At 69.5% G+C, this 20,713-nt stretch carries 17 protein-coding genes and 1 pseudogene; 9 read left to right on the top strand and 9 right to left on the bottom strand.

Annotated features, from left to right (window positions below; translation table 11 throughout):
- Positions 1-218: 218 nt before the first annotated feature.
- From ABZU99_RS02185 to ABZU99_RS02170, 4 genes are all read right to left on the bottom strand, one after another.
- Positions 219-989, bottom strand: coding sequence for a succinate dehydrogenase/fumarate reductase iron-sulfur subunit (locus ABZU99_RS02185; RefSeq protein ID WP_355943370.1), 771 nt, complete (start codon positions 987-989; stop codon positions 219-221).
- Positions 986-2,932, bottom strand: a complete 1,947-nt coding sequence (locus tag ABZU99_RS02180; RefSeq protein ID WP_355943369.1) for a fumarate reductase/succinate dehydrogenase flavoprotein subunit — start codon at positions 2,930-2,932, stop codon at positions 986-988. The genes ABZU99_RS02185 and ABZU99_RS02180 overlap by 4 nt, the downstream gene beginning before the upstream one ends.
- Before the next feature lie 15 nt (positions 2,933-2,947).
- Positions 2,948-3,793, bottom strand: coding sequence for a hypothetical protein (locus ABZU99_RS02175; protein ID WP_356044186.1), 846 nt, complete (start codon positions 3,791-3,793; stop codon positions 2,948-2,950).
- A gap of 63 nt (positions 3,794-3,856) precedes the next feature.
- Positions 3,857-4,141: a hypothetical protein gene (locus ABZU99_RS02170; protein ID WP_355943366.1), complete on the bottom strand. Its 285-nt coding sequence runs from the start codon at positions 4,139-4,141 to the stop codon at positions 3,857-3,859.
- Positions 4,142-4,448: 307 nt separating this feature from the next.
- On the opposite strand from ABZU99_RS02170, the gene ABZU99_RS02165 reads away from it, so the two are divergent.
- From ABZU99_RS02165 to ABZU99_RS02135, 7 genes are all read left to right on the top strand, one after another.
- The gene (locus ABZU99_RS02165; protein WP_356044189.1) at positions 4,449-6,578 is read left to right on the top strand and encodes an ABC transporter family substrate-binding protein; all 2,130 of its coding nucleotides are present in this window, start codon (positions 4,449-4,451) and stop codon (positions 6,576-6,578) included.
- A gap of 173 nt (positions 6,579-6,751) precedes the next feature.
- Positions 6,752-8,647: a translational GTPase TypA gene (typA, locus tag ABZU99_RS02160; RefSeq protein ID WP_355943362.1), complete on the top strand. Its 1,896-nt coding sequence runs from the start codon at positions 6,752-6,754 to the stop codon at positions 8,645-8,647.
- A 566-nt stretch (positions 8,648-9,213) separates the two neighbouring features.
- Entirely contained in the window at positions 9,214-10,857 is a 1,644-nt protein-coding gene (locus tag ABZU99_RS02155; protein ID WP_355943360.1) for an ABC transporter substrate-binding protein, read from the top strand.
- A gap of 148 nt (positions 10,858-11,005) precedes the next feature.
- A complete protein-coding gene (locus ABZU99_RS02150) occupies positions 11,006-11,932 on the top strand; it encodes an ABC transporter permease (protein ID WP_355943359.1) in 927 nt (308 codons plus the stop codon).
- Positions 11,925-12,923, top strand: a complete 999-nt coding sequence (locus ABZU99_RS02145; protein ID WP_355943358.1) for an ABC transporter permease — start codon at positions 11,925-11,927, stop codon at positions 12,921-12,923. Before ABZU99_RS02150 ends, ABZU99_RS02145 begins: the two co-directional genes overlap by 8 nt.
- Before the next feature lie 11 nt (positions 12,924-12,934).
- Positions 12,935-13,993: an ABC transporter ATP-binding protein gene (locus ABZU99_RS02140; RefSeq protein WP_355943357.1), complete on the top strand. Its 1,059-nt coding sequence runs from the start codon at positions 12,935-12,937 to the stop codon at positions 13,991-13,993.
- On the top strand, positions 13,986-15,140 hold the full coding sequence (locus ABZU99_RS02135; protein ID WP_355943356.1) for a dipeptide ABC transporter ATP-binding protein: 1,155 nt from the start codon (positions 13,986-13,988) through the stop codon (positions 15,138-15,140). The genes ABZU99_RS02140 and ABZU99_RS02135 overlap by 8 nt, the downstream gene beginning before the upstream one ends.
- A gap of 109 nt (positions 15,141-15,249) precedes the next feature.
- On the opposite strand, the gene ABZU99_RS02130 is transcribed toward ABZU99_RS02135, so the two are convergent.
- Positions 15,250-15,609, bottom strand: a complete 360-nt coding sequence (locus ABZU99_RS02130; protein ID WP_355943354.1) for a hypothetical protein — start codon at positions 15,607-15,609, stop codon at positions 15,250-15,252.
- A 168-nt stretch (positions 15,610-15,777) separates the two neighbouring features.
- Between ABZU99_RS02130 and ABZU99_RS02125 the strand changes: the two are divergent.
- A pseudogene (locus tag ABZU99_RS02125) lies at positions 15,778-15,978 on the top strand (Scr1 family TA system antitoxin-like transcriptional regulator); the annotation flags it as partial.
- Positions 15,979-16,121: 143 nt separating this feature from the next.
- Positions 16,122-16,322 carry a DUF397 domain-containing protein gene (locus tag ABZU99_RS02120; protein ID WP_355943350.1) on the top strand — a complete coding sequence of 67 codons (201 nt, stop codon included), beginning with the start codon at positions 16,122-16,124 and terminating at the stop codon, positions 16,320-16,322.
- 351 nt (positions 16,323-16,673) lie between these two features.
- On the opposite strand, the gene ABZU99_RS02115 is transcribed toward ABZU99_RS02120, so the two are convergent.
- The 4 genes from ABZU99_RS02115 to ABZU99_RS02100 are packed head-to-tail and all read right to left on the bottom strand — an operon-like array spanning position 16,674 to position 20,710.
- A complete protein-coding gene (locus tag ABZU99_RS02115; protein WP_355943348.1) occupies positions 16,674-17,711 on the bottom strand; it encodes a dipeptide ABC transporter ATP-binding protein in 1,038 nt (345 codons plus the stop codon).
- Complete coding sequence (locus ABZU99_RS02110; RefSeq protein WP_356044197.1) at positions 17,704-18,696, bottom strand: ABC transporter ATP-binding protein; 993 nt, start codon at positions 18,694-18,696, stop codon at positions 17,704-17,706. The genes ABZU99_RS02115 and ABZU99_RS02110 overlap by 8 nt, the downstream gene beginning before the upstream one ends.
- A gap of 30 nt (positions 18,697-18,726) precedes the next feature.
- The gene (locus ABZU99_RS02105; protein ID WP_356044199.1) at positions 18,727-19,794 is read right to left on the bottom strand and encodes an ABC transporter permease; all 1,068 of its coding nucleotides are present in this window, start codon (positions 19,792-19,794) and stop codon (positions 18,727-18,729) included.
- On the bottom strand, positions 19,787-20,710 hold the full coding sequence (locus tag ABZU99_RS02100) for an ABC transporter permease (RefSeq protein ID WP_355943342.1): 924 nt from the start codon (positions 20,708-20,710) through the stop codon (positions 19,787-19,789). Before ABZU99_RS02100 ends, ABZU99_RS02105 begins: the two co-directional genes overlap by 8 nt.
- Positions 20,711-20,713: the final 3 nt, after the last annotated feature.

The raw sequence follows: 20,713 nt of genomic DNA, 5'->3' as shown, positions 1-20,713 counted from the left end.
TGCTCAGCCTCTGGTGAGGGACGCTACGGGGGGCCCGGGCTACGGCGGGCCCGGACTCGGTGGAGGGCCTGCTCAGCCTCTGGTGAGGGACGCTACGGGGGGCCCGGGCTACGGCGGGCCCGGACTCGGTGGAGGGCCTGCTCAGCCTCTGGTGAGGGACGCTACGGCGGGCCCGCGCTACGGCGGGCCCGCGCTACGGCGGGCCCGCGGCGCAGGCGTCAGCCCTCGCGGCGGCGGATCTTGTTGCCGAGCCAGACCAGCGGGTCGTACTTACGGTCCACCGCCCGCTCCTTCAGCGGGATCAGCGCATTGTCCGTGATCTTGATCTGCTCCGGGCAGACCTCCGTACAGCATTTGGTGATGTTGCAGTACCCGAGTCCCTGCTCCTCCTGGGCACCGCGCTTGCGGTCGATCCCCGCGTCGGCCGCGGCGTCCAGCGGATGCATGTCCAGCTCCGCGATCCGCATCAGAAAGCGAGGCCCGGCGAAGACCTCCTTGTTCTGCTCGAAGTCGCGCACCACATGGCAGGTGTCCTGGCACAGGAAGCACTCGATGCACTTACGGAACTCCTGCGACCGCCCCACGTCCTCCTGCCGCATCCGGTACTCGCCCGGACCCAGCCCCTCCGGCGGCACGAAGGACGGCACCTCCCGCGCCTTGGTGTAGTTGAAGGAGACGTCCGTCACCAGATCCCGCACCACCGGGAAGGCGCGCAGCGGGGTGATGGTGATCGTCTCGTCACGGCCGAACACCGACATCCGGGTCATGCACAGCAGCCCGGGCCGGCCATTGATCTCGGCACTGCACGAACCGCACTTGCCCGCCTTGCAGTTCCAGCGGACCGCGAGATCCGGCGCCTGGGTCGCCTGGAGCCGGTGGACGATGTCCAAAACGACCTCGCCGTCATTGACCTCGACGTGGAAGTCCTTCAGACCGCCGCCGTCCACATCGCCCCGCCACACCCGGAAGTGGGCCTCGTACGCGCTCACTGGGTCAGCTCCTCGTCCGTCAGGTACTTCACCAGCTCGTCCTTCTCGAACAGGTTCAGCAGATCGGGCCGGATGGGCGGCATCTCGCGCCGCTCCAGCCGGATCTGCCCGTGTCCGGCGTCCGGCGCCGCCAGCCCGCCCGAGGGGTCGGAGAGCCGGCAGACCAGATTGACCCGCCGCCATTCGCGGTCCATCTGCGGACAGTCGTCGCGGGTGTGCCCGCCGCGGCTCTCGGTCCGCTCCAGCGCCGCGCGTGCCACGCACTCGCTGACCAGCAGCATGTTGCGCAGATCGATCGCCAGGTGCCAGCCGGGGTTGAACTGCCGGTGCCCCTCGACCCCGGCGCGCCGGGCCCGGACCCGCAGGGAGGCCAGCCGGTGCAGCGCCTCCTCCATTTCCGGGGCCCGGCGGATGATGCCCACCAGGTCGTTCATGGACTGCTGGAGCTCCTGGTGGAGCGTGTACGGATTCTCGGCCGGGCCCACGGACCCGGGCGCCTCGCCGCCCTCCGCGCTGAACGGGCGCAGCGCCTCGGCCGCCGCCAGATCCAGCTGTGCCTCGGCCGGCACCGGGCGGGCGCCGGACTCGGCGGTCTCCCGCGCGTAACGGGCCGCGTGGAGCCCGGCGCGGCGGCCGAAGACCAGCAGGTCGGAGAGCGAATTGCCGCCGAGCCGGTTGGAGCCGTGCATCCCGCCCGCGACCTCACCCGCGGCGAACAGACCGGGCACTCCGGCCGCGGCGGCGGTGTCCGGGTCGACGTCCACGCCGCCCATCACGTAGTGGCAGGTCGGGCCGACCTCCATGGGCTCGGCGGTGATGTCGACGTCCGCGAGCTCCTTGAACTGGTGGTGCATGGAGGGTAGCCGGCGCTTGATGACCTCGGCGGGCATCCGGGTGGAGACATCGAGGAAGACTCCGCCGTGCGGGGAACCGCGGCCCGCCTTCACCTCGGCGTTGATGGCGCGGGCCACCTCGTCGCGGGGGAGCAGCTCGGGCGGGCGGCGGTTGTGGTCCGGGTCCTCGTACCAGCGGTCGCCCTCGTCCTCGGACTGGGCGTACTTCTCCTTGAAGACATCCGGGATGTAGTCGAACATGAACCGCTTGCCGTCGCTGTTGCGCAGCACCCCGCCGTCCCCGCGCACCGACTCGGTGACCAGGATCCCCTTGACCGAGGGCGGCCAGACCATTCCGGTCGGATGGAACTGCACGAACTCCATGTTGATCAGCGGGGCGCCCGCGAGCAGCGCCAGCGCATGGCCGTCACCGGTGTACTCCCAGGAGTTGGAGGTCACCTTGAAGGACTTGCCGATGCCGCCGGTCGCCAGCACCACGGCCGGCGCCTCGATGGCGAAGAAGCGGCCGGACTCGCGCGCGTAGCCGAAGACCCCGGCGACGCGCTCGCCGTCCTTGACGATCCGGGTGACCGTGCACTCCTGGAAGACCTTCAGCCGCGCCTCGTAGTCGCCCGTTTCGGCCTTGTCCTCCTGCTGGAGGGAGACGATCTTCTGCTGCAGGGTGCGGATCAGCTCCAGACCGGTGCGGTCCCCGACATGGGCGAGCCGGGGATATTCATGGCCGCCGAAGTTCCGCTGGGAGATCCTCCCGTCCGGGGTGCGGTCGAAGAGCGCGCCCCAGGTCTCCAGCTCCCACACCCGGTCCGGGGCCTCCTGGGCGTGCAGCTCGGCCATCCGCCAGTGGTTGAGGAACTTTCCGCCGCGCATGGTGTCGCGGAAGTGGACCTGCCAGTTGTCGCGCTCGTTGACATTGCCCATGCTGGCGGCGATCCCGCCCTCGGCCATCACGGTATGGGCCTTGCCGAACAGCGACTTGCAGATGACGGCGCAGCGCATGCCCTGCTCGCGGGCCTCGATCGCGGCCCGCAGCCCGGCGCCGCCCGCGCCGATCACGACCACGTCCCACGCCTGCCGCTCGACTTGCGTCATCGATGAGCACCTCTCCTAGAAAAAGCGGGGATCGTCGAAGGCGCCGCTCGCCACCAGATACACATAGAAGTCGGCGACGGCGACGCTGATCAGCGACGCCCAGGCCAGCTCCATATGGCGTGCGTTGAGTCCGCTCACCCAGCCCCAGAGCCGGTAGCGCACCGGGTGCCGGGAGAAGTGCTTGAGCCGGCCGCCGACGATATGCCGGCAGGAGTGGCAGGAGAGGGTGTACGTCCAGATCAGGACGATGTTGGCGAGCAGCACCAGCGTCCCCAGGCCCATATGGCCCCACCGGCCGCGCTCGTCCCGGAAGCCGAGCACGGTGTCATAGGTGAGGATCCCGGCGACGATCACCGCGAAGTAGAAGAAGTAGCGGTGGATGTTCTGCAGGATCAGCGGGAAGCGGGTCTCGCCGGTGTACTGGGCGCGCGGCTCGGCGACGGCACAGGCGGGCGGCGAGGCCCAGAAGCCCCGGTAGTACGCCTTGCGGTAGTAGTAGCAGGTCAGCCGGAAGCCGAGCGGGAAGATCAGGATCAGCAGGGCGGGGGACAGGCCCCACCACGCACCGAAGATCTCCCAGTTCGCGCCTCCCTTCATGGGCACGCAGTTCTGCGCGACGCAGGGCGAGTAGAAGGGCGAGACATACGGCTCGGCGTAGTAGTCGTCCCCGGCGAAGGCCCGCCAGGTCGAGTAGACGATGAACGCGAGCAGCCCGGCGGCCGTGACCGCGGGCGACAGCCACCAGCGGTCCGTCCGCAGATGCCGGGGGTGGATGGCGGCTCGCGACGGGCTGTGCACGCCGCTGACGGCGGCCTTCTGATCGGACGGCGTGGCGGCTTGGGGGTCGGTGCCTGTGGCCAAGGGGAACTCCGCGGTGGAGTGGTGTGAGGGGACGGCGGGGCGCGCCGTGGCGCCGGGCCGTCCCTAGGGCGCGTGGCGATCGCGCGCGCCGAGGCCTTCGTCGTCGACGTCCGACCACAGCGCACTGTTGTACGGCGCGTCGGGGACCGGAACCATCTCGGGGCGTGGTCGCTCCGCGGGAGCCGTGTCGCGCAGCAGGGCGAGGCTCTCGCGCAGATGGTTCGCGTCGGTGCGGACGCGGCGTATCTCCAGCCCGCCGGCGCCGACCCGCTCTTCCAGCCGGGTAACGGAGCGGACCAGGTCATCGAGACAGCGTTCGACGGCCGTCACATCGTCGTTCACGGACATGACGTGTCCTCCCTTCCGCTGTTGCGGTTGGCGACGCTCATGCGACAGCGAGTGTTACGCGACACCGTCGTGGTTGGGAAGGGATCTGCCGCGATTGGCGGAGCCACCGGCGCGATTCCGCCTTTGTGCGCCGGGGTGTGCGCCCGTCGTATTGATCCGGTCGGGTGATCCTGTCCTCTCCTGGCCGTCTCCGTGGCCCTCTCGACGTGCTGTCTCGTGAACCGTCGCTTTGGGTGAGCAGTATATGCGATCAGCGTCACACTATGCCAAATGAGCACAAACCCGGCACATACCGGAGGTACGAGCCATGTCCATCGCCAAGCGCCGCTGCGCCATGCTGCTCGCCGCGGGGGTGATGCTGCCGCTGCCCGTACTGACCGGCTGCAGCTCCGACGACGACGGCCCGCCGCCCCCGGCCGCCTGGGACGTCGCCAAGGCGCCGCGCGCCCAGACCACCGGCACCGGGACGCTGCGCTGGGCCGTGGACACGACGCCCACGACGTTCAACGCCTTCCAGGCGGCCGCCGGCACCGGCACGCAGCGGATCGCGGGCGCCGTGCTGCCCGTCCTCCACACGCTGGACGCCCGGGGCAGGCCCCAGCGCAACGGCGACTATCTGGAATCCGCCGACATCACCGCGCGCGAGCCCAAGCAGGTCGTCACCTACAAGCTCAACCCCAAGGCGGTGTGGAGCGACGGACGCCCGCTCGGCGCGGAGGACTTCCAGGCCCAGTGGAAGGCGCTGCGCGGTACGGAGAACGCGTACCGGACGGCGCGCAACGCCGGCTACGACCGGATCGCCGGGATCGAGCCCGGGGAGAAGGACCACGAGGTCAAGGTCACCTTCGCCAAGCCCTACACCGACTGGCGGTCGCTGTTCACCCCGCTGTATCCGAAGAACGTGATGAGCGACCCCGCCGTCTTCAACGCCGGCGCCCGCAAGGGGCTCGCCGTCAGCGCCGGGCCCTTCATGGTGCGGACCGTCGCGGACAAGTCCGTCACCCTCGTCCGCAACCCGCGCTGGTGGGGCGACCGGGCGCGGCTGAGCCGGCTGGTCTTCCAGACGGTGCCCGCCGAGCAGCGGGCCGCGGCCCTGATCGGCGGGCAGCTCGACATGGCCGAGGTCGACCGGTCCACCGCGCGGCGCATCCGGGCCACCTACCCCGACGGCAAGAAGCAGGCGGCCGGGGCCAAGAAGTCCGGCGGCGCGGGCGAGGCCGGAGCGCCGGACCCGGCCATGGACGGACAGGACCCGGCGGCCACCCCGCGCACCGGGGCGGCGGAGCACGGGCCGGGGCAGGACCGGCCCGAGACCGTCGCCCTGCGCAGATTCACCCTGCGCAAAGCCCTGGACCCCGGGTACACCCAGCTCGCCCTCAACGGCACCAAGGGCCCGCTCGCCGATGAGCGGGTGCGCCGGGCCGTGGCCCGCGCGATCGACCGGCAGGAGCTCGCGAAGCTGGTCCTCGGGCCGCTCGGCCTGCCCACCAAGCCGCTCGGCAACCATCTGCTGATGGCCGGGCAGAAGGGCTACAAGGACCACAGCGGTGCCCTCGGCGGGCGGGACACCCATGCCGCACAGTCGCTGCTCGCCGACGCGGGCTGGCGCGCCAACGGCTCGTCCACCCGCCAGAAGTCGCTCGACGGCAAGACGGACGACCGGGCCCCGCGGCGCGCCGCCCCGACCGCCATGGCCTCGGACACGGCGACTGCCACCGCCTCGGACACCGCCTCGGACACCGCCTCGGCGGGGACCGGCACCGCGTCCACCGCATCCCCCGCGTCCGAGGCGGGGACCGGCACCGCGTCCGGCGCGGCGTCCGGCACCCCATCCGCCACCGCCTCCGGGGCGCCCCCGGCGGCGGGCGACGCGGGACGGTCCGGCCGGGTCGGCGAGACGGCGGTCGTACGGAAGAAGGGCCGCCCGCTCGTCCTGCGCCTCGTGCTCCCGAACGACGCCGCCTCCGCCCCGCTGCGCACCGTCGGCGAGCGCATCGCGCGGATGCTGGAGGCCATCGGCGTCCGCACCGAGATCACCAAGGTCCCGGGCGCCGGCTACTTCAAGGACCACATCGCCACCGGCAACTACGACCTGGCCCTCTACTCCTGGCCCGCCAGCGCCTACCCGGCCACCGACGGCCGCCCGATCTACGCCAAGCCCCAGCCCGCGGCCGACGGCTCGCTGGTCGTCGAGCAGAACTACACCCGGGTCGGTACGGACCAGATCGACCAGCTCTTCGACCAGGCCCTCACCGAACTGGACGGCAGCGCCTCCCGGGCCCTGATCGGCAAGGCGGACGCCCGCATCTGGGCGGCGGCCGGATCCCTTCCGCTGTATCAGCGCCCGGAGCTGGTGGCCATGCGAAAGGGCCTGGTCAACGCGGGAGCATTCGGCTTCGCCACGCCGCGTTACCAGGACATCGGCTTCCGCAGGTAAGGCGCGCGAGCCCGTGGGCCGGGGTGTCCTACGGCCGCGGTGACGGGTGGCGGCACCCCTTCCCGCGGCCTCCCCGTACCATGGGGGCGAGGCCGCGGCGTGTTCAGCCCGGCGGACGGGCGGTCCGGACCGGACGCGCCGTCATCCACGATTCCGGGAGAAGCGCCGCGAGTATGCCCACGCGCCACGACATTCGTAACGTCGCCATCGTCGCCCACGTCGACCACGGCAAGACGACCCTCGTCGATGCCATGCTCAAGCAGGCCGGCGCGTTCGCCGCACACCAGCAGGTGGACGACCGGGTCATGGACTCCAATGACCTGGAGCGCGAGAAGGGCATCACCATTCTCGCGAAGAACACCGCCGTGAAGTACCACCCCGCGGACGGTGGCGACCCCGTCACCATCAACATCATCGACACCCCCGGCCACGCCGACTTCGGTGGTGAGGTCGAGCGCGGTCTGTCCATGGTCGACGCGGTGGTCCTGCTGGTGGACGCCTCCGAGGGCCCGCTGCCGCAGACCCGCTTCGTGCTGCGCAAGGCGCTGCAGGCCAAGCTGCCGGTCATCCTGTGCATCAACAAGACGGACCGCCCGGACTCCCGGATCGACGAGGTCGTCAACGAGGCGTACGACCTCTTCCTGGACCTGGACGCGACCGAGGAGCAGATCGAGTTCCCGATCGTCTACGCCTGCGCCCGCGACGGTGTGGCCTCGCTCACCAAGCCGGAGGACGGCACCGTTCCGGCCGACAGTGACAGTCTGCAGCCGTTCTTCTCCACCCTGCTGGAGACCGTCCCGGCGCCCGAGTACGACGCGACCGCCTCGCTCCAGGCCCATGTCACCAACCTGGACGCGGACAACTTCCTCGGCCGTATCGCGCTGCTCCGGGTCGAGCAGGGCGAGCTGAAGAAGGGGCAGACGGTCGCCTGGATCAAGCGCGACGGCACCGTCTCCAACGTCCGGATCACCGAGCTGCTGATGACCGAGGCGCTCACCCGCAAGCCGGCCGAGGTGGCCGGCCCCGGTGACATCTGCGCGGTCGCGGGCATCCCCGACATCATGATCGGCGAGACCCTGGCCGACCCGGAGAACCCGGTCGCGCTGCCGCTGATCACCGTCGACGAGCCCGCCATCTCGATGACGATCGGCACCAACACCTCCCCGCTGGTCGGCCGTGGCCCCGGCGGCAAGGGCGCGGACAAGGCGGCCGTGAAGGACCGCAAGGTCACCGCGCGGCTGGTCAAGGACCGCCTCGACCGCGAGCTGATCGGCAATGTCTCGCTGCGCGTCCTGCCCACCGACCGCCCGGACGCCTGGGAGGTCCAGGGCCGGGGCGAGCTGGCGCTGGCGATCCTGGTGGAGACCATGCGCCGGGAGGGCTTCGAGCTGACCGTCGGCAAGCCGCAGGTGGTCACGCGGGAGATCGACGGCAAGCTCCACGAGCCGATCGAGCGCATCACCATCGATGTGCCCGAGGAGCACATGGGCGCGGTCACCCAGCTCATGGGCACCCGCAAGGGCCGGATGGACAACATGTCCAACCACGGCTCCGGCTGGGTCCGCATGGAGTTCATCGTGCCGTCCCGCGGTCTCATCGGCTTCCGTACGGAGTTTCTGACCGCGACCCGCGGCACCGGTATCGCGCACTCCATCCACGAGGGCCACGAGCCGTGGTTCGGGGAGCTCAAGACCCGGAACAACGGCTCGCTGGTGGCCGACCGCTCAGGCGCGGTGACCGCCTTCGCGATGACCAACCTCCAGGAGCGCGGTGTGCTCTTCGTCTCGCCCGGCACCGAGGTGTACGAGGGCATGATCGTCGGCGAGAACTCCCGCTCCGACGACATGGACGTGAACATCACCAAGGAGAAGAAGCTCACCAACATGCGGTCCTCCACCGCGGATGTGACCGAGTCGCTGGTCCCGCCGCGGCTGCTCTCGCTGGAGCAGTCCCTGGAGTTCTGCCGCGACGACGAGTGCGTCGAGGTGACCCCGGAGACGGTGCGCATCCGCAAGGTCGTGCTGGACCAGAAGGAGCGCGCTCGCTCCGCCGCCCGCGCCAAGCGCTGACGTACCGCCGAGCGTTGGCGTACGGCGCCGAGCGTTGGCGTACGGCGCCGAGCGTTGGCGTACCGCGCCGAGCGTCGGCGCCCGTCGCGGGCGCCGACGCGCACGCCGGCGCCGGTTACGCAGCGTTGACGCCCTGCTGTGCGTCCGCAAGCTGCCGACAGCCCGCGATCCCCGCTTCCATGGCGGGGGTCCGGGCTGTTGCCATGTCAGGAAGGTGACAGTCAAACGGTTATCCGGGGAAAGGCGTCCGGATATCGGCGAGCGGGCTCCGCATGATGTGTTAACAGTCCGTTTCGCGTGTGTCTGTCTGCGGCAGTTTTGTCCGGATTTCGAAGCTCCGCGCGTAGATGATGTGACCAAAGCGAGACCCATAAACGGTGGTTTACAGGGTCGGAGTGCTCAATCATGGGGTCCATTGAGCTCGGGTCAATGGGTCACACGCTGTGGGGAGCGCGGACCTACGAGCACATCTGGGGGGTTCCGGTCCCTTTCGCTGTCAGGGGTGTCAGCGTGTCTCCGGACGCCCCCCTCTCGTAGTGACAGAGGACTCCTGAGGAGGCAAACCCATGCGCGGTGCCAAGAGCGCCAAGTGGGTCGCGTTGGCCGCAGTTGTGGCGCTGGCCGCAACCGCCTGCGGTGGCGGCGACAGCGACAGCGGCAGCAATGACATGAACAAGGGCAAGGCGGACCCGAATGGGATTCTGACCGCCCAGCTCAGCGAGCCGCAGAACCCGCTGCAGCCGGCGAACGCCAAGGAGAGCCAGGGCAGCCGCGTCATCCGGCAGATCTTCTCCCAGCTGGTGGACTACGAGCCCCGCACCGGCAAACTCCAGTACATCAACGCAGAGTCCGTGACTCCCAACAAGGACTCCTCCGTCTGGACCGTCAAGCTCAAGCCGGGCTGGAAGTTCCACAACGGCGAGGCCGTGACCGCCAAGTCCTATGTGGACTCCTGGAACTGGTCGGCCAACGTCAAGAACAACCAGACCAACTCCAGCTGGTTCCAGGACATCAAGGGCTACGCGGACGTCCACCCGGAGAAGGGCAAGCCCAAGGCCGACAAGATGTCCGGCCTCAAGATCGTAAATGATAACGAGTTCAAGATCGAGCTCGTTGGCCCGGTCTCGTACTTCGCCTACAAGCTGGGCTATGACGTGTGGTCGCCGCTGCCCAGCGGCTTCTTCAAGGACCCCAAGGGCTACGGCGAGAAGCCGGTCGGCAACGGCCCCTACAAGTTCGTCTCCTGGGACCACAAGAAGCTGATCAAGGTTCGTAGGTTCGAGGGCTACCAGGGCCCGAACAAGGCCAAGAACGGCGGCATCGACTTCAAGAACTACACCACCGCCGACGCCGCCTACTCGGACCTGCGCTCGAACAACCTCGACTGGATCGAGCAGGTCCCGACCACCGCCCTGACGAACTACAAGACCGACCTGGGCAAGCGCGCGATCGACGAGGAGTACTCGGCGGTCCAGTCGATCGTCCCGGCGTTCTACACCAAGCAGTTCAAGGACATCGACCCCAAGGTCATCCAGGGTCTGTCCATGGCGATCGACCGTGACACGATCACCAAGACCGTCCTCCACGGCTCCCGCACCCCGGCCGACAGCTATGTCGCCCGCGGTGTGCTCGGCTACAAGGCGGGCGCGCTCCAGGAGCAGGTCAGCTACGACCCGAAGAAGGCCAAGGCCCTCATCAAGGAGGGTGGCGGCGTCCCGGGCAACAAGATCTCGATCCAGTTCAACGCCGACCAGGACCACAAGCCCTGGGTCGACGCGGTCTGCAACAGCATCCGCAAGGCCACCGGCGTCGACTGCGTCGGCGCCTCCAAGCCCGACTTCCAGGCCGACCTGAACGCGCGCGACAAGCACCAGGTCAAGTCGATGTACCGCGGTGGCTGGGTGCTCGACTACCCGGTCAACTCGAACTTCATGAGGGACCTCTACGGCTCCAAGGCCGCCGGTAACACCAGCGGCTACAACAACCCGGAGTTCGACAAGCTGAGCAAGAAGGCCGACGAGGCCGCCACGCTCGACGAGACCGTGAAGCTCTACCAGGAGGCCGAGCAGGTCCTCGCCAAGGACATGCCGGCGATCCCGCTGTGGTTCTACAAGGTCAACAGCGGCCAGTCCAACAAGGTCCTCGGGAAGGTCCCGTACGGCCAGGACGGCGACCCCATCTTCACCGACGTCCAGGTGAAGAAGAAGTAACCATCGGGACCGCCGGCCGGTGCCGCCGCTCCTCCCACCGGGGAGTGGCGGCACCGGCCCGCAGGCGTGAGGCCCGCAGCTCTTCCCCCCACCCCAGTGGCGCAGACGAGACGTGGCCTTCGCCGCCCCCCAACGGCATGGAGGCATGATGGGGCGCTACGTCGCCAGGCGACTGCTCCAGATGATCCCGGTCTTCATCGGGACCACTCTGTTGATTTTCCTCATGGTCCACGTACTGCCCGGTGACCCCATCCGGGCGATGTGGGGAGACAAGGCCGCGGACCCCGCGCAGGTCGCGTCGCTCCGCCATGAGTTCGGGCTGGACCAGCCCCTGTGGAAGCAGTACATCGATTACATGGCCGATCTCTTCCGGGGAGACTTCGGCAAGACTTTCGGCGGCCGTCCGGTCTCCGAGGAGATGGGCATGGCCTTCCCGGTGACCCTCCGCCTCGCGACGGTGGCCCTCACCATAGAGATGCTCGTCGGCATCGGCCTCGGCGCCTGGGCCGGACTCAAGGCCGGCAAGGCCGTCGACACCGGCGTCCTGATCTTCACGCTGATCGTCATCTCGATGCCGGTCTTCGTGCTCGGCTACCTCGCCCGGTTCATCTTCGCCGATGAACTCGGCTGGCTGCCGCCCAACGTGCAGGACTCGATGGACCTGCAGCAGCTGCTGCTGCCGGGCTTCGTGCTCGCGATGCTCTCCATGGCGTATGTGGCCCGGCTGACCCGGACCACCTTCGCGGAGAACCTGCGCGCCGACTACATGCGCACCGCGCTCGCCAAGGGCCTGCCGCGCCGCCGGATCGTCGGCGTGCACCTGCTGCGCAACTCGCTGATCCCCGTGATCACCTTCCTCGGCACCGACGTCGGCGCGCTCGTCGGCGGCGCGGTGGTCACCGAGGGCATCTTCAACGTCCAGGGCGTCGGCAATCTGCTCTTCAAGGCGCTCGGGCAGCGGGAGGGCACCACGATCGTCGGCACCGTGACGGTCTTCGTGCTCGTCATTCTGCTGATCAATCTGCTCGTCGACCTGCTGTACGCGGTCCTGGACCCGAGGATCCGGTATGCCTGACGTGACCAAATCCCAGTCCGACACGGCAGTCGACAGCTCGGCCGCCACGGCGGTCGTCGACGCCGTGGCCCCGCCCACCGACGTGGACGCCCCGCCGGCTTCGGCTGCGGGCCCCGCCTCCCAGGGCAAATCGCGCTCGCTGTGGGGCGACGCCTGGTTCGAGCTGCGCCATCGGCCGCTGTTCTGGATCTCGGCGGTGCTGCTGCTCCTGCTGCTGGCCATCGCGGCCTTCCCCGGACTGTTCACCGGCGCCGACCCCCGGGACGGCGACCTGACCAACCACTTCCTGACCAAGCCGGAGCTGACCCACTTCTTCCAGCCGGACTGGTTCGGCTACGACGTGCAGGGCCGCTCCATCTACTCGCGCGTCATCTACGGCACCCGCGCCTCGATCCTCGTCGGCGTCGGCGTGACCGCGGTGGTCACCCTCGTCGGCGGCTTCCTGGGGATGATGGCCGGATACTTCGGCGGGCTGGTCGACTCGATCATCTCCCGGATCACCGACATCTTCTTCGGCCTGCCGTTCCTGCTCGGCACGATGGTGATCCTCAACGCGTTCACGGAGCGCAAGGTCTACGTCGTCATCGCGGCCCTCGCCTTCCTTGGCTGGACCACCATCGCGCGCGTCATGCGCAGCTCGGTGATCACGGCCAAGCAGGCGGACTACGTCACGGCGGCGCGGGCGCTCGGCGCGAACACCAGCCGGATCCTCTTCCGCCATGTGCTGCCGAACGCGCTGGCCCCCACCATCGTGGTCGCGACCATCTCGCTCGGCGCGTACATCTCCGCCGAGGCGACGCTGTCCTTCCTGGGCCTCGGCCTCGCCGACCCGACCATCTCCTGGGGCATCGACATCTCCGACGCGAAGGACGCCATCCGCGACAACCCGCATGTGATGCTCTTCCCGGCAGGCATGCTGAGCCTCACCGTGTTCGCATTCATCACGCTCGGCGACGCGGTGCGCGACGCCCTCGACCCCAAGCTGCGCTGAGGAGGGCGTACGTGACCACCATCGAGAAAACCGTGAGCGACGCCGTCCGCGAGGGCGCCGGCGACGACGGCACCCCGCTGCTGGAAGTCCGGGATCTGCATGTGGAGTTCCACACCCGGGACGGTGTCGCCAAGGCCGTCAACGGCGTCAACTACAGCGTCCACGCCGGTGAGACGCTCGCCGTCCTCGGCGAGTCGGGCTCCGGCAAGTCCGTGACCGCCCAGGCCATCATGGGCATCCTCGACATGCCGCCCGGCAGGATCCCGCAGGGCCAGATCCTCTACCGCGGCGAGGACATGCTCACCATGTCCGGCGAGGAGCGCCGGAAGATCCGCGGCCGCAAGATCGCCATGATCTTCCAGGACGCGCTCTCGTCGCTGAACCCCGTGCTCACCGTGGGCTATCAGCTCGGCGAGATGTTCCGGGTCCACCAGGGCCTCTCCAAGAAGGAGGCCAAGGCCAAGGCCATCGCGCTGATGGACCGGGTCCGCATCCCGGCGGCCAGGGAGCGGGTCGGCGACTATCCGCACCAGTTCTCCGGCGGTATGCGCCAGCGCATCATGATCGCCATGGCGATGGCGCTGGAGCCGGACCTGATCATCGCGGACGAGCCGACCACCGCGCTGGACGTCACCGTGCAGGCCCAGGTCATGGATCTGCTCGCGGAGCTCCAGCGCGAGTACAACATGGGTCTGATCCTGATCACCCATGACCTGGGCGTGGTCGCGGACGTCGCCGACAAGATCGCGGTGATGTACGCGGGCCGGATCGTCGAGACCGCCCCGGTGCACGAGCTCTACAAGCGCCCGGCCCACCCGTACACCCGTGGTCTGCTGGACTCCATCCCGCGGCTGGACCGCAAGGGCCAGGAGCTCTACGCGATCAAGGGCCTGCCGCCCAATCTGCTCAAGGTCCCCACGGGCTGTGCGTTCAGCCCGCGCTGCCCCAAGGCGCAGGACATCTGCCGTACGGATGTCCCCGCGCTGGTCCCGGTCACCGAGCAGGACGGCACCGAGCTGCCGGGCCGCGGCAGCGCGTGCCACTTCTGGAAGGAGACCATCCATGGCTGAGATCGAGAAGACCGACAAGGTCATGGAGCCGGCCGACGCCACCCCCAACGTCACGGAGGTGGAGACGGTCGACGCGGCCACCGAGCAGGAGGCCGTGGCGGCGATCGAGGCCCCCGTCGAGCGCGGTGAGCCGATCCTGCAGGTGCGCAACCTGGTCAAGCACTTCCCGCTGACCCAGGGCATCCTCTTCAAGCGGCAGATCGGCGCGGTCAAGGCGGTCGACGGAATCTCCTTCGACCTCTACCAGGGCGAGACGCTCGGCATCGTCGGCGAGTCCGGCTGTGGCAAGTCCACCGTCGCCAAGCTGCTGATGACCCTGGAGACCGCCACCGCGGGCGAGGTGTTCTACAAGGGCCAGGACATCACCCGGCTCTCCGGCCGCGCCCTGCGCGCCGTCCGCCGCAACATCCAGATGGTCTTCCAGGACCCGTACACCTCGCTCAACCCCCGGATGACGGTGGGTGACATCATCGGCGAGCCGTACGAGATCCACCCCGAGGTCGCGCCCAAGGGCGACCGCCGGCGCAAGGTGCAGGACCTGCTCGATGTGGTCGGCCTCAACCCCGAGTACATCAACCGCTACCCGCACCAGTTCTCCGGCGGCCAGCGTCAGCGCATCGGCATCGCCCGGGGTCTCGCCCTCAACCCGGAGATCATCATCTGCGACGAGCCGGTCTCGGCGCTCGATGTGTCGGTGCAGGCGCAGGTCATCAATCTGATGGAGAAGCTCCAGGACGAGTTCAACCTGTCCTACATCTTCATCGCCCACGACCTGTCCATCGTCCGCCACATCTCCGACCGGGTCGGCGTGATGTACCTGGGCAAGATGGCCGAGATCGGCACCGACACCGAGATCTACGACCACCCGACGCACCCCTACACGCAGGCGCTGCTGTCGGCCGTCCCCGTCCCGGACCCGGAGTCGCGCGAGGGCCGCGAGCGCATCATCCTCACGGGCGACGTCCCCTCCCCGGCCAACCCGCCCTCCGGCTGCCGCTTCCGCACCCGCTGCTGGAAGGCCGAGGACAAGTGCGCCAAGGAGGTCCCGCTGCTCGCCATTCCGGAGCGCTTCGCGGGCACGGACTCCCCGGCGGCGCACGAGTCGGCGTGCCACTTCGCGGAGGAGAAGGACGTGGTCCACGCCTGACGCTTCCGCGCGGGCCGCTGTTTAACGACGAGGGCCGCCCGGACCGTGATCACCACGGCCCGGGCGGCCCTCGTCGTCGTTCAGGCCCCGTCCGACGCGGGCCCATCGCTCACGCAGCGACCTCACAACGCGCGGTCTCCAGCAGCTTCCCGATCTCGGCCGAAGCGCGCCTGGCATCCTCGACGCTGGGCGCCTCGGCGACGGCCACCTCCAACTCGTGGAGCCGTCGAGCCCGCTCCGGATAGCGCCGCAGAGCCACGAAGACGCCCCAGCGGTGGAGGAAGGTGTGCATGGGGACGGTGCTGTCGGTCTGCACCGCCTCTTGCCAGGCACTGTGGAACTCCTCCTCGAACCGGACAGCCGCGCTGAGGTCCACGGAGCGCACGGCGACCCGCAGTGCCTGTTCGGTCAGCGGCGGCATGGGGAACAGCGGCTCGTCGTGGGAGTCCTCTATGGGCTGTGTGCTCACGGCGCTGTCTCCTCCGCTGTGCCGTAGGTCGTCCACGTAGAGTGATCGCTTCAGGCCAGTGTTCATCCAGTTTGCCCCATCGCAGGTGGCGGCGGGGTCAGCGTGAACCATACGGCCTTGCCGGTGACGCCCGCGTCGCTGCGTGTTCTCTACGGCGGTCGGGCGGTGATGCGTGATCAACTGCTCCGGCTGATCGAGCTGTCGCGCTTGCCGAACGTCACGATCCAGATCGTCCCCATCGACAACGAGGGAAGTGCGGCCTTCAGTCACCCGTTCATGGTGATCGAACCCGGCGTGGTGGAATTGGGTGCGGTGCTCGTCGACCAGGTGGGCAAAGGTCAGTTCCTCGACGAGCGCCAAGCGCTGGCCGAATATGGGGAGTCGTTCGTGAGGCTGAGTGAACTGGCCCTGCCTCCGGTCGATGCTGAGGCTGTGCCGGAGGCTCGTACGGCGAAGGATTCCCTCGGGCCATCCAGCACATCCTCTATCCGCTTCTCTAAGGAGAGAGCCGCATGTCCTCGCTTCCGTGGCGGAAGTCCAGCTTCAGCACGGGCGACGCCCCCAACTGCGTCGAACTCGCTGCCGACCCCACCGGCACCCCTCACCTCCGCGAGAGCGACGACCCGGAGGCCGTCATAGCCACGACCCCTGCCGCGCTCCGCGCGTTCCTGCGGGCCGCGAAGGCGGGGGAGTTCGACTACCTCGGGGGCTGATCGCCACGAGTGCGACGTCAGACCACCAAAACCCCCTCCGGGACGGTCCAACGTCGAACTCGACCCCCGCCCCTCCCGTACCCCTCCCGAAAGTGCTTGATCTAACGCAACCAATTCATCAGGGGATTGCCAGGAGGTACCCCCACCCCCTGGCACCCTGCTGTCCGGCATCGGCCCTGGCCCCCGCGCACGGATGCCGCCACCGGCGCCTACACCAACCGGCCCGGCGCTCGGCGACGCGGCCCGCGCCCCCCACCCCCGCCGCCGCTGCTCACATGCGCCGAACGGGGGCGTGAGACGAACGCAGCAGCCGACCGAGCCGAGGAGCCTCCCGAACGGCCCGCCGGAGGCTCAGGGCTCCGCCGCCACCGCCTGCCGCTCCTCCGCGAAGTGGCACGCCGAGGCGTGGGCGGCCGGTCCCGCCAAGCCTGGCGGGACCGTCAGCGTCGGCACCTCCACCGCGCAGCGCTCCCGCGCCTTCCAGCAGCGGGTGCGGAAGCGGCAGCCGGAGGGCGGGTCGGCCGGGGAGGGGACGTCGCCGGTCAGCAGGATGCGCTCGCGGCGGGCGCGGGCCCGCGGGTCCGGGACCGGGACTGCCGACAGCAGCGCCTGGGTGTAGGGGTGGGTCGGATGCTCGTAGATCTCGGTGTCGGTGCCGGTCTCGGCGAAGCGGCCCAGATACATCACCGCGACCCGGTCGCAGATATGGCGGACCACCGACAGATCGTGGGCGATGAAGACATACGCCAGACCGAACTCGTCCTGCAGCCGCTCCATCAGATTGACCACCTGCGCCTGCACCGACACGTCCAGGGCCGAGACCGGCTCATCGGCGACGATGATCTCCGGCCGCAGGGCAAGGCCCCGGGCGATGCCGATGCGCTGGCGCTGCCCGCCGGAGAACTGGTGCGGGTAGCGGTTGATGTGCTCGGGGTCGAGGCCGACGACGTCCAGCAGCTCCTGGACCCTGCGCCGCCGGTCGCCCTTGGGCGCGACCTCCGGGTGGATCTCGTACGGCTCGCCCACGATGTCCCCCACCGTCATCCGGGGGTTGAGCGAGGTGTACGGGTCCTGGAAGACCATCTGGATATTTCGGCGGACGCGGTGCAGCGCACGTCCGGAGAGCCGGGTGATGTCCTCGCCCCGGTAGTGGATCGAACCGGCGGTCGGCCGCTCCAGGTTGACCAGCATCCTGGCCACCGTGGACTTCCCGCAGCCGGATTCGCCGACGATGCCGAGCGTCTCACCGCGCCGCAGGGTGAAGGAGACGGTGTCCACGGCCCGGACCGCGCCGATCCGCCGCCTGACGACGACGCCCCGGGTGAGCGGATAGAACTTGGCGAGATCGCGGACCTCCAGGACCGCTTCCCCGGCGGCGGGTTCAGCCATGGAGCTCCTCCTTCCAGAAGTGGCAGGCGCTGGTCCTCCCCGTGGCGATCCCGTCGGTCACCTCGTGCAGCGGCGGCCGCTCGGTGCGGCAGATGTCCCGGGCGCGCGGGCAGCGGGGGTTGAAGGGGCAGCCCGGCGGGATGGCGTACGGGCTGGGCGGCAGCCCCTTGATGGCGTACAGCTCCTTGCCCCGGTGGTCCACGCGGGGGATGGAGTCCAGCAGCCCACGGGTGTACGGGTGGGCCGGGCGCTTGTAGAGCTCGTGCACCGGGGCGGTCTCCACGATCCGGCCCGCGTACATCACGGCGATGGTGTCGGCGACATCCGCCACCACGCCCAGATCGTGGGTGATGAGAATGAGCCCCATGTTGTACTCGCGGCGCAGCTCCCCGAGCAGATCCATCACCTGGGCCTGCACGGTGACGTCCAGCGCGGTGGTCGGCTCGTCGGCGATGATCAGCGCCGGTTCGAGCGCCATCGCCATGGCGATCATGATGCGCTGGCGCATCCCGCCCGAGAACTGATGGGGGTAGTCCCCGGCCCGCTGGGTCGCCGCCGGGATCCGGACCCGGTCCATCAGCTCGACCGCCCGCCGTCGGGCGTCCTTGCGGGACATCCCGCGGTGCACCTCGTACATCTCCCCGAGCTGGGCGCCGACCGGGATCACCGGGTTGAGCGCGGAGAGCGCGTCCTGGAAGATCATCGCCATCTTGGCGCCCCGGGCCCGGCGGCGCTCCTCCCGGCCCGCCGTCAGCAGATCCCGCCCCTGGAAGAGGACCTGCCCGCCGGTGACGAAGCCGGGCGGGGAGTCGAGGATGCCCATGACGGCGTGGGCGGTCACGGACTTGCCGGACCCCGACTCGCCCAGCACGGCGAGCGTCTGCCCCGCGTCCACGCCGTAGCTCACCCCGCCGACGGCCTCGGCGACGCCGTCCCGGGTACGGAACTCCACCCGCAGGTCGCGTACGTCCAGCAATCGGGTCACCGGCGGCTCCTTTACGACATGGCGGACGCGTCAGCGCAGCTTGGGGTCCAGGGCGTCGCGCACCGCGTCGCCGAGCATGATGAAGGCGAGGACCGTGAGGCTCAGCGCCCCGGCCGGCCACAGCAGCATGTGCGGGGCGTTGCGGATCTGGGTGGCCGCGGTGGAGATGTCGATACCCCAGGAGACGGTGGGCGGCTTCAGCCCCACGCCGAGAAAGGACAGCGTCGCCTCCAGCGCGACGTAGGTCCCGAGCGCGATGGTCGCGACGACGATCACGGGGGCGAGGGCGTTGGGCGCGATATGGCGCAGCAGGGTGCGGCCGCTGCCCGCGCCGAGCGCCCGCGCCGCCTGGACGTAGTCGTGCTGCTTGACGGCCACCACCGAGCCGCGCGCGATGCGGGAGATCTGCGGCCAGCCCAGCAGCACGATGAAGCCGACGACCGGCCAGACCGAACCGCTGGTGACCACGGAGAGGAAGACCAGGCCGCCGAGGAGGATCGGGATGCCGAAGAAGACATCGGCGATCCGTGAGAGCAGCGCGTCCCACCAGCCGCCGAAGAGCCCGGCGAGGCCGCCCAGCACGCTGCCGAGCAGGGCCGCGCCGGCGGTGGCGCAGATGCCGACGGTAATGGAGGCGCGGGCGCCGTAGACCGTGCGGGTGTAGACGTCGCGCCCCTGGAGGTCGTAGCCGAAGGGGTGGCCGGGGGCCGGACCGTCCTGTGCCTTGGCGAGATCTCCCTGGTACGGATTGCCGCTCGCGATCAGCTGCGGCCGGATCGCGATGACGACGAGGAAGAGGATGACGAGCGCGGAGACGATGAAGACGGGGTTGCGCCGCAGATCGCGCCAGGCGTCGGACCACAGCCCACGGGCGCCGGGAGCCGCCGGCCCGCCGCCTGGTGTGCCGCGCGGCCACCGGGCGCGCCACGGGCCGCGGCGTGACCCGCTCTCCAGGGTCTGGGCGCCGGAGGCGGCGAGGGCCGGCGCACCGCCGCCCCCGACGGACGGGGCGATGGCCTCGGGTCCGTCATGCGTCGCGTACGGCGTCTCGGGCGTCTCGGGCGGTGTTTCATACCGTGTGTCAAAGGGCTCAGGCATACCGGATCCTCGGGTCGAGCACGGCATAGAGGAGGTCGACGAGCAGATTGGCGAGCAGGAAGACGATCACCAGGATGGTGACGAAGCCGACGACGGTCGGTGAGTTCTGGCGCAGAATGCCCTGGTAGAGCTGGTAGCCGACACCGTGGATATTGAAGATCCGCTCGGTGACGATGGCCCCGCCCATGAGCGCGCCGACATCCGTGCCGATGAAGGTCACCACGGGGATCAGCGAGTTGCGCAGCAGATGCCGGGTCACGATGCGGCGGCGCGGCAGCCCCTTGGCGACGGCGGTACGGACGTAGTCGGCGCGGGCGTTCTCCGCGATCGAGGTACGGGTGAGCCGGGTGGTGTACGCGAGCGAGACCAGCCCCAGCACCACGCCGGGCAGCAGCAGTTCGGGCAGCGGCGCCTCCGGCGAGACGGACGGCCTGGCCCAGCCCCAGGTCACGCCGAACAGATACTGGAGCACCGTGCCGCTGACGAAGGTCGGGACGGCCACCACGAGGAGGGTCAGCAGCAGCACCGAGGTGTCGGTCGCCCGGCCGCGGCGCAGCCCGCTGAGCACACCGAGGGTGATCCCCAGCGCCATCTCGAAGACGACCGCGACCACGGTCAGGCGCAGGGTCACGGGGAAGGCGCCGGCCATCAGCTCCGTGACAGGCTGCCCGTTGAAGGCGGTGCCGAAGTGTCCGCTGAAGACCTGCCCCATGTAGTGGAGGTACTGGCTCCACAGCGGCTCGTCGAGGTAGAGGTCCTTGCGGATCCGGGCGGCGGTGGCGGGGTCGGGGGCCTTGTCGCCGAAGAGGGCCGCGACCGGGTCGCCGAGCGCGTACACCATGAAGAAGATCAGGAAGGTGCAGCCGAGGAACACCGGGACCATCTGCAGAAGCCGGCGCAGCGCATAGCGGCCCATGGC

The sequence above is a fragment of the Streptomyces sp. NPDC005266 genome, assembly GCF_040607655.1.
Taxonomy (GTDB): domain Bacteria; phylum Actinomycetota; class Actinomycetes; order Streptomycetales; family Streptomycetaceae; genus Streptomyces.
The sequence above is the reverse complement of the archived record's forward strand: the minus strand, read 5'-3'. Positions and strand labels throughout refer to the sequence as shown.